1 protein-coding gene is annotated in these 1,574 nt (G+C 69.6%); it reads left to right on the top strand.

The window, feature by feature from the left end; translation table 11 throughout:
* Positions 1-124: 124 nt before the first annotated feature.
* Positions 125-1,564 (top strand): NF041680 family putative transposase, encoded by a 1,440-nt coding sequence (locus VXC91_RS45375; protein WP_329513173.1) that lies wholly within the window; start codon positions 125-127, stop codon positions 1,562-1,564.
* The last annotated feature ends 10 nt before the right edge of the window (positions 1,565-1,574 follow it).

Genomic DNA, 1,574 nt, shown 5'->3' with positions numbered 1-1,574 from the left:
GCTTGGCGTTTAACCTCGGCGAGATCATTTCTTGCCGGGGTTCGCCATTTGCCGGACAGCAGGCACGGCCGCCCGTGACCCTTCGGAGTGTCGAGCTTCGAAGTGTCACAGAACGGCCGTGAAGATGAGTGTGCTGGATGAGGTCGACTGCGTCGACCCGTTGGGCGTGTTGTCCGGGTTCAGGCAGGACCTCTACGGCTGTCTGGGCAGGCGTAGCGACGCACTGTTCGAGTTGATGGACGCCCTGCTGTGCACGGAGGGTCCGGTCAAGACGCTGGTCGAGCTGTCGCTGGCGCCCGAGCACCGGCGCGGGCACGGCACACTGTACGGCGCCTTGAACCATGGCCGGCTGGAGGTGGCGCGGCTGCGCAGGACGCTGGCCGGCCTGCCGCTGCCGCGCGCGGCCGACGGACGGATCGTGCTGGCCTGCGACGTCAGCAACTGGCTGCGGCCGGACGCGGCCACCAGCCCGGAGCGGCTGTTCTGCCACACCTACGGGCGGGGCAAGGGCTCGGCGCAGATGATCCCGGGCTGGCCGTACTCCATCGTCGCCGCCCTGGAGGTAGGCCGCACCTCCTGGACCGCGCTGCTGGACGCGGTCCGGCTCGGGCCGGGCGACGACGAGACCGCCGTGACCGCCACGCAACTGCGCGAGGTGGTCGAGCGCCTGCGCGCGGCCGGGCACTGGCGGGAGGGGGACCTGCCGATCCTCATCGTCCTCGACGCAGGCTACGACGTCACCCGCCTGGCCTTCCTGCTGGCCGACCTGCCAGTGGAGCTGCTGGGCCGGATGCGCTCGGACCGGGTCCTGTACTTCCCGCCTCCGCCGCAACCGCCGGGCAAGGTCGGACGCAAGCCCAAGCGGGGGGCGGAGTTCAAGTTCGCCGATGCGGCGACCTGGCCCGAGCCCGCAATCACCACACAGACCTCAACAACCCGCTATGGCAAGGCTGTTGCCGCATCCTGGGACCGGCTGCATCCCCTGCTCAGTCGGCGTTCGGCCTGGGCCGACTATCCCGAGGGCGACCTGCCGGCCATCGAGGGAACGGTGGTCCGTCTGCGGGTCGACCATCTGCCCGGGGACCGCGATCCCAAGCCGGTATGGCTGTGGTGGTCACGCATCAGCGCGACGGCCGCCGATGTCGACCGGCTCTGGCAGGCGTTCCTACGAAGATTCGATCTTGAACACACCTTCAGGATGATCAAGCAGACGCTCGGCTGGACCCGCCCGAAGCTCCGCACCCCCGAGGCGGCGGACCGCTGGACCTGGCTGGTCATCGCCGCCCACACCCAACTCCGCCTCGCCCGGCCCCTGGCGGAAGACCTCCCAAGGCCCTGGGAACGATCTGCCCGACCCGGCCGCCTCAGCCCCGCCCGCGTCCGCCGAGGATTTCGCCGCCTCCACGGGAAGACGTCTCAACCAGCCGGCGCGCCGAAACCCGGCACAGCAGGCCCCGGTCGGCCGGCGGGCTCGAAGAACAAGCACCGAGCCCGCGAACACCCCGTCGGAAAACAAAGCAAAACGGACACTGCGAAGTCCGCCTCAAAGCGGCAGGCAGCATAAACGCCAAGCT

This window comes from Streptomyces chiangmaiensis, assembly GCF_036281785.1.
In the GTDB taxonomy this organism is placed as follows: domain Bacteria; phylum Actinomycetota; class Actinomycetes; order Streptomycetales; family Streptomycetaceae; genus Streptomyces; species Streptomyces chiangmaiensis.
This window is presented reverse-complemented; position numbering and strand designations above follow the sequence as displayed.

Excerpts from the sequence above, each read along its gene's own strand:
- VXC91_RS45375 (WP_329513173.1), top strand. The coding sequence starts at position 125 with ATGAGTGTGCTGGATGAGGTCGACTGCGTCGACCCGTTGGGCGTGTTG.